Here is a 6,556-nt window from a genome sequence, read left to right on the forward strand (position 1 = left end):
CCACCCCACAAAAACAAAACTTCCAACCACAAAGCGTGGCGGGGGATAGGGTGAAGGGAAAAGGGGCTGCCCATGAGTCTTAAGAGTTTTACTCTTTTAGACGAATTGTCCCTGGAAGGGAGCCTTTGCAAAAGCGTGCAAGGCGAATGTTGCGCAGCAAGCTTGCTTGCAGGCATTATCTTCGAGGAGACTAGTAGTATTCGTCATTGCGTACCCACCAAGGAGAAAATCAGTCATATTTGAAAGCGACCGTCATTGCGAAACCCGGAGGGGTGAAGCAATCCTTTCCCGCTGACAAGATTGCCACGTCGCTACGTTCCTCGCAATGACGGGGTGCCAGCACAGATTGCTTCGGCTGCGCATCCCTGAAACTAGGAATCTCCGATTCCGTAGTTGAAGTATCCCTGGAAGGGACAATTCGCCTTAGGGAACAAGTTCCCAAGGCTCATGGGTAAGCGAGCACCTCGCAGTCTGCGAGAAGAAATTCCCCTTGTGAAAAAGAAATCCACGCTTTGAAAAAAAATTATTTGAGGGAATTTGGAGGAAGATTGTATATAATTCCCTTTTTTTCGGTGTTCAGTTTCTAGAATTTTTTGCAAGGGGGCGTAAATGCCGTTGTCCGCCCTATTGACGATGACGCTAAATTTTTTCAACGCCGAATTTCCCACAAAAAAAGACCAACTCGCGTTGGTCTTGAAATGAAAATGGAATTGCCTTATTCTGCGGCAGGGATTTCCGCTGCCGGTTGTGCGGAGGGAAGTTCTGCTGCTGGAGCCGCGGGAATTGCCGTTGCCGGCATTTGCGCGGGAGCTTGAGCTGCGGATTGTTCCGTCGCTTGCTTCAGGGATGATTTTGTAGAAGCGGAACTATCGTTCTGGATGGTCATATAGCCAAGGGCGAATACGAGAACCAAATAGATAATCCCGACAACTCTCGTGAGTTTCTGCACGAATGTCGCCGCTCCCGCCGTGGAAAAAGCGGATTGCGAAGTCATTCCGCCAAGACCGGCGAGGCCGCCCATCTTGTCGTTTTGCAGAAGAATCAGCATAATCAAGAAAAGGCAAAGAAAAACGTGAATGACGATTCCTGCCCAAAAGAGTGTTGGCATGTTTTTTCCTTCGGATGAAATTACTTGGCTTCAGCAGCGTCGATGATGGCTTTGAACGTGTCGGCTTTGAGTCCGGCACCGCCAATGAGACCGCCGTCAATGTCTTTTTGGGCGAGGAGACCGGCAGCGTTGGCTCCCTTCATCGAACCGCCGTATTGGATGCGCATGCCTTCGGCAACGGCTTCGCCGTAGATTTCCTTGACGACGGAGCGCACGTAGGCCTGGGTTTCTTCGGCCTGTTCGTCGGTGGCGGTGACGCCCGTTCCGATTGCCCAAACGGGTTCGTAGGCGAGAACGCACTTGGCGGCGTCTTCGGCGGAAACGTCCTTGAATGCGCCCTTGACCTGAAGGCCGAGGACTTCCTTAAGAATGCCGCCGTTGCGCTGGTCGAGGGTTTCGCCAATGCAGATAATCGGCTTGAGTCCGGCTTCCAAGGTCTTTTTCACTTTGAGGTTCACCGTTTCTTCGGTTTCATGGAAATACTGGCGTTGTTCGGAGTGTCCGATGATCACGTATTCGGCACCGATTTCCTTGACCATGTCGATGGAAACTTTTCCGGTGTAGGCTCCCTGGTCCTTCCAGTGGATGTCCTGGATGGCGAGTTTCACGTTGGAACCCTTGATGACATCAGCGACTTTGGCTGCGGCAAGATATGTCGGGGCGATGACGACTTCGGTCTTCTTCACGTCCTTGACGGCGGCGACGATGTCGCTGGCGAGTTGAACGCTTTCGCTCACGGTCTTGTTCATCTTCCAGTTTCCAGCAATGATGTACTGACGCATAATGTTTAACTCCTTAAGAGGTTTGTTTGAAATCCAGACCAAATGTATAAAAAAAGCGTTGCTTTGCTAGCAGCGCTTTGACAAAAAATCGTTAATAGGTGTATTCCTGGCTCTTCTTGGGAGGTTCGGACCCGCCATAGCGGTCGCCTTCGATTTTTTCCAGAACCAGCTCGTTTTCGTAGCCTTTCATGCGGACCGCTTCCGGCGCTTTCCATTTCAGGCGGGTGATGAGCTGCCCGTCCCTTGTCAGGTATTCCCAAATGTGGCCGTCCTGCATTTCGCGGTCGGGAGGTCCCCAGAGGAGGTTCACCATTTCCTGGGTCATGCCCTCTTCGATGTAGCCTTGCAGGAAAATGTCCTTGAGGCGTTTGTCGATGCCCATGCTTTCTTTGGTGGCAAAGTATTCCCGTTCGTATTGTTCGACGCCGCGTTCGACAAGAACAGATGAAGAATAGCGGCTGTTGCAGGCGGAAAGGGCGAGAATCGCAAGCCCGATTGCCAAGACCCTGTTGAGTTTCATAATCGCTCCTGAAAAGGTTTCACGTTCCATAGCGCATTTAAGATAAATAATTTTGGCGACCTCGTGTGTAAATTTCGGGAATTATATGCCATCTCGGCCAGTTCGACAAGTAACCGCTAGCCGAACTAGTCGAATTAGTCAAAGGGTGGTCCCTGAACTTGTCGAAGGGGCACTAGCCGCTAATTACTAGCGATTGGGCGGCGAATCTACGGGCGCAGCGTTTTTTCGATTTCCGAGAGGGCGTTCGCCGTGTAGCGGTTTAAAAGTTTCGATGCGGACTTGGCGATTTCCCGGGGCTCATGGCTTTCGAGCGGTTCCTTCTCGTCGTAGTTCTTTTTCCACAGGGTGGAATCCTTTTGCAGATCGCGCAGGGAGAGTTCCAGTGTGACGTGGGCGTAGCGTTCCGATTCATCGACTTCTTCGATGGCGGTTACAAAACCGGAAAGTTCCAAGTCGGGCATTGCCGACGCCCGGAGTTCCACTTTCTGAAACAGCCCGCTCTGCTTGAAGTTGTCGGCGACAAGGCTTGTCACCTGGTATTCCGGGGAAGAGGCCCACATGTCGTTGTTGTAGGACATGAAGTCGTATGGCGATTCGCGGTAAACGATATTGGTTTGCGCATAAGCCGGGTCGATGGCGAATTTTTTGACGGAGAGCGTGTAGGGGGTAGGGGTTGCCGCTTGGAATTGCGGCTCTGGAGCGAGAGTGTAGTAGCGCGTCTGGATGGTGGTCGTGGAGCAGGCGGAAAGCAGGGCGAGGGCGGCGGCAAAGAGGATTTTTTTCATGAGGCAAATTCCTTGGAAATCGTCGAAATGGTTTGTTCCTATCGCCCTTGCGGTTTGGATTCCCGAATAAGGGCGGACGGGTTCTGTTTGATTTTTTGCGAAAAGACGGACAGGTTGGAAAGGACGACGTTCAGCTGGTCCAGAACTTCGCCCAGACGGTCCTGGTTGTTGTAAAGCACCATATCGGCGCGCTTGGTCATGTCGCTGACGGACTTTAGCGCAGAAACCGTATTCTGATTTATCGTCTGCACGTCGAGCGCTTCCATTTTTTCTTGGAGAAGTTTTAGGTTCGTCTCGATTTTGGTGGCGATTTCCGCCTGCTGGACATCGTCCAGGGTCTTGCGGAGGGCTATTGCCGAGGCTTCGATTTCTTTCATCGGGCTCTGGATTTCGCGGGTGATTTTAGAAGCGTTCGCACTGGCGCTTTCCAAATTTTTGAGGGTGTTGGAAATGTGCCGGGCGTTTTCCTCGGAAAGGATGGTGGAAACGTGTTCCAGAAGTTTGTCCACTTTATCGTAGGTCGCTTCGGCTTTGCCGGAAACCTTTGTCAAAAAATTTTCCCCCGCTTGAACATAGCCGCCGGGCGGCACATCCATCTCGTTCACATTCCCGCCAGAAAGAACCAAATCCTTCAATCCGGTCAGGGAAATGCCGTGGGTCATCTGGGTGCGAGTGCCTTCCTTGATGGGCGTGCCCTCTTGCACGTTGAAGTGGACGATGACGTGGTTCAGGTTCGTGCTGTCGATGTGAATCTTGGTCACGTTGCCGACTTCGATGCCGTTCAAAAGTACTTTGGCGTCGATGGAAAGGCCGATGACCGACTCGTTGAAAATGGTATAGTATTCTGTTTTTTTGTCGGACAGCTGCTGCTGGGCGATAAAGACGGTGAATCCGATGGCGGCTCCCAGACAGATGAGGAGAAAAATGCCCAGCCGGATGCGTTCTGTTCTTGTCGTGTCCATAAAATTTGCTAATCCTCAAAATGAAAATGGACGAATTGTTTGTCCGTTTCGGTATTGTGGTGCGAGCGCGAAAAAAAATCGTGGATGTCGGGAATGTCGGAATCGATGCCGTCTTTTAACGTGCCGTCCATCAGGACCCGCCCGTTTTTCAGATAGATAAATTTGTCTGTAATCGTCCGGATGCTTTCCAGCTCGTGCGAAACGATAACGACGGAAATTCCCAAAGAGTCCCGCAGTTCCAAAAGGAGTTCGTCCAGGGAGCGCGAAGTGACAGGGTCAAGCCCGGCGGACGGTTCGTCGCAAAAGAGAAGTTCCGGTTCAAAAGCGATTGCCCTCGCCAGAGCGGCGCGCTTGCGCATACCGCCCGAAAGTTCGGATGGGAACTTGTAAAAGGCGTTGAGCAGGTGCACTTTTTCCAGCCGATCGGCGGCGATTTCGTCCAGAGTCTTTTGGGCGAGCTTGGGGTAGCTGCGGCGGAGGGGGAGTTCCACGTTTTCGGCGACGGTCAGGTTGGTAAGCAATGCACCGCCCTGAAAAAGAACGCCTGTCCTTTTGCGGATGCGGTCCGGAATCGGTTCTCGTGTCGGGATTTCTTCGCCGAAAAAGGAGAGGGTTCCCGATATCGCCCTTTCCAGTTTCAGGATGTTGTTCAGCAGCGTCGATTTCCCGCAGCCCGAAGCGCCCAGAATCATCCGGATTTCTTTGGGCATTACCGTAAAGGAGATGTCTTCCAGAATCACTTTTTGCCCGTAACCGGCGCGTAGATGTTTGACTTCCAATACTGCGGTCATGGCTTAATAATAGATGAATGAAAAGAGGGCGTCGGCAATGATGATTCCCGAAATGGACGTGACGACGCAGGATGTGGTGGCTTTTCCCACGGCATCGGCACCTCCGCGGACGTTCAGGCCTTTTTGGGCGGCGACCAGGGCGATAATCCAGCCGAAGACGAGGGATTTAATCATGCTTTTCGTGATAAGCACGAGGTTTATTCCGTCTTTCAGCGAAAAGATGTAGTTGTATGGGGAAATTTCACAGACCAGGTCGGCGACGATCATTCCGGAAAGGCAGCCGAAAATGGACGAGCAAAAAGAGAGAATGGGGACGGCGACGCTCAACGCCTTGAAGCGGGGGAGCACCAGAAATTGAATCGGGGGGATGCCCATGGTTCGCAGGGCTTTAATTTCTTCGGCGACGGTCATGCTGGAAATTTCCGCGGTGATGGAACTGCCGGAACGCCCCGCCAGAATAATGGAACTGAGCAGAGGGCCGATTTCGGCAAACATCAGAAAGCCGAGTCCGCTTGCCAGGTAGGATCCGCCCCCGACCGCATTCAGCATATTGGAACTTTGGAACGCGAGGGAGAAAGCGATAAGGAAAACCAGCAAAAAGACGATTCCGCAGGCGTCGCCGCCCAAGCGAAGGAGCTGCCGGGCAGTCCCGTGAAAGGGAATGCGGCTTTTGTCGAAGGTCTTAAAAAGCGTCCAGTAAACGCATTCGCTGAGCAGGTAGAAAAAATCGCGCAGGCCTTTGAGAATAAAGAACCCGAAATCGCCTGTCTTTTCGACAATGCCCATTTCGTTCTGCGCTTCTTTTGGCGGAACTCTGTTGATGGTCAGCTGGGAAAGTTCGGTGCGGAGCTCGGAAGAAAAACCGCTCAATACGCATTTTTTTCCGGTGTTTTCTGCAAAAAGGGCGATGTCCGCAAGCAGAGTCTTTCCAAAAAAATCCAGAGAAAAAACAGCCGAGCCGTCCAAACGCAAGTTTCCTTTGGAAAGAATGCGGAAACAGCTTTTTTGGATGACGCCGAGGTCTTTCGGGGAAATATCCCTGGGAAGCTGGACTGTCGTAAAATTCTCCATTGCAAGCGCAATTTAGAAAAGAAATCCCGATTTTTTGATGGAGTTAAAATCTTTTGCGACAAGAAAGGCCCTATTTCGGATAAAGGACTTTGGTTAGTTGTTGGTTGTCTGCGGTTAGTGGGCCTCGGCCAGTGCCCTTCGACTAGTTCGACAAGCGGCTGCTAAGCTTGTCGAATCTCACTAATCGGCGGACCCTGAGCCTGCCGAAGGGCAGGGACCGCTTGTCGAATTGGCCGAGATTATATAGTCCTCCCTTAAAATCTCGTCCAGCCCGCATAACTATTGGGAAAAACTGATTTCTACCCTGTGAAAATATTGCAAGGATTTCTAAAATATGATTGAAAACCTTGCATTTTTTATGTACAGACCGCCAAAATCCCACGCACAGACAAGCCTTTTCTGCTCCCTTGAGGAGCAGTTGAACCACAAGCACCCCCTCTACGTTCTCGCGAACAAGATTGACTGGAACAAGTTCGAGACCGAGTTTTCCAAATTGTTCGACGAAAAGATGGGTGCGCCAAACAAGCCGATCCGTCT

The 6,556-nt window shown here is 51.6% G+C and carries 7 protein-coding genes and 1 pseudogene; 1 reads left to right on the forward strand and 7 read right to left on the reverse strand.

Annotated elements, in window-relative coordinates:
- Positions 1-715: 715 nt before the first annotated feature.
- The 7 genes from secG to B5D40_RS14600 all read right to left on the reverse strand — a co-directional run bounded on the left by secG (position 716) and on the right by B5D40_RS14600 (position 6,019).
- The gene (secG, locus tag B5D40_RS14570) at positions 716-1,108 is read right to left on the reverse strand and encodes a preprotein translocase subunit SecG (protein WP_078777505.1); all 393 of its coding nucleotides are present in this window, start codon (positions 1,106-1,108) and stop codon (positions 716-718) included.
- 20 nt (positions 1,109-1,128) lie between these two features.
- A complete protein-coding gene (gene tpiA / locus B5D40_RS14575; protein ID WP_073305883.1) occupies positions 1,129-1,890 on the reverse strand; it encodes a triose-phosphate isomerase in 762 nt (253 codons plus the stop codon).
- Positions 1,891-1,981: 91 nt separating this feature from the next.
- A complete protein-coding gene (locus B5D40_RS14580; protein WP_078777508.1) occupies positions 1,982-2,410 on the reverse strand; it encodes a hypothetical protein in 429 nt (142 codons plus the stop codon).
- 206 nt (positions 2,411-2,616) lie between these two features.
- Complete coding sequence (locus B5D40_RS14585) at positions 2,617-3,195, reverse strand: ABC-type transport auxiliary lipoprotein family protein (protein ID WP_078777506.1); 579 nt, start codon at positions 3,193-3,195, stop codon at positions 2,617-2,619.
- Positions 3,196-3,233: 38 nt separating this feature from the next.
- Entirely contained in the window at positions 3,234-4,157 is a 924-nt protein-coding gene (locus B5D40_RS14590) for an MlaD family protein (RefSeq protein WP_073305887.1), read from the reverse strand.
- Positions 4,158-4,165: 8 nt separating this feature from the next.
- Complete coding sequence (locus tag B5D40_RS14595) at positions 4,166-4,948, reverse strand: ABC transporter ATP-binding protein (protein ID WP_073305889.1); 783 nt, start codon at positions 4,946-4,948, stop codon at positions 4,166-4,168.
- Between the two features lie 3 nt (positions 4,949-4,951).
- Complete coding sequence (locus B5D40_RS14600; RefSeq protein ID WP_078777507.1) at positions 4,952-6,019, reverse strand: MlaE family ABC transporter permease; 1,068 nt, start codon at positions 6,017-6,019, stop codon at positions 4,952-4,954.
- 334 nt (positions 6,020-6,353) lie between these two features.
- Between B5D40_RS14600 and B5D40_RS15460 the strand changes: the two are divergent.
- A pseudogene (locus B5D40_RS15460) lies at positions 6,354-6,556 on the forward strand (hypothetical protein); the annotation flags it as partial.

This window comes from Fibrobacter intestinalis (assembly GCF_900167415.1).
Lineage (GTDB): Bacteria > Fibrobacterota > Fibrobacteria > Fibrobacterales > Fibrobacteraceae > Hallerella > Hallerella intestinalis.

Excerpts from the sequence above, each read along its gene's own strand:
- secG (WP_078777505.1), bottom strand. The coding sequence starts at position 1,108 with ATGCCAACACTCTTTTGGGCAGGAATCGTCATTCACGTTTTTCTTTGC.
- B5D40_RS14595 (WP_073305889.1), bottom strand. The coding sequence starts at position 4,948 with ATGACCGCAGTATTGGAAGTCAAACATCTACGCGCCGGTTACGGGCAA.
- B5D40_RS14585 (WP_078777506.1), bottom strand. The coding sequence starts at position 3,195 with ATGAAAAAAATCCTCTTTGCCGCCGCCCTCGCCCTGCTTTCCGCCTGC.
- tpiA (WP_073305883.1), bottom strand. The coding sequence starts at position 1,890 with ATGCGTCAGTACATCATTGCTGGAAACTGGAAGATGAACAAGACCGTG.
- B5D40_RS14590 (WP_073305887.1), bottom strand. The coding sequence starts at position 4,157 with ATGGACACGACAAGAACAGAACGCATCCGGCTGGGCATTTTTCTCCTC.
- B5D40_RS14580 (WP_078777508.1), bottom strand. The coding sequence starts at position 2,410 with ATGAAACTCAACAGGGTCTTGGCAATCGGGCTTGCGATTCTCGCCCTT.
- B5D40_RS14600 (WP_078777507.1), bottom strand. The coding sequence starts at position 6,019 with ATGGAGAATTTTACGACAGTCCAGCTTCCCAGGGATATTTCCCCGAAA.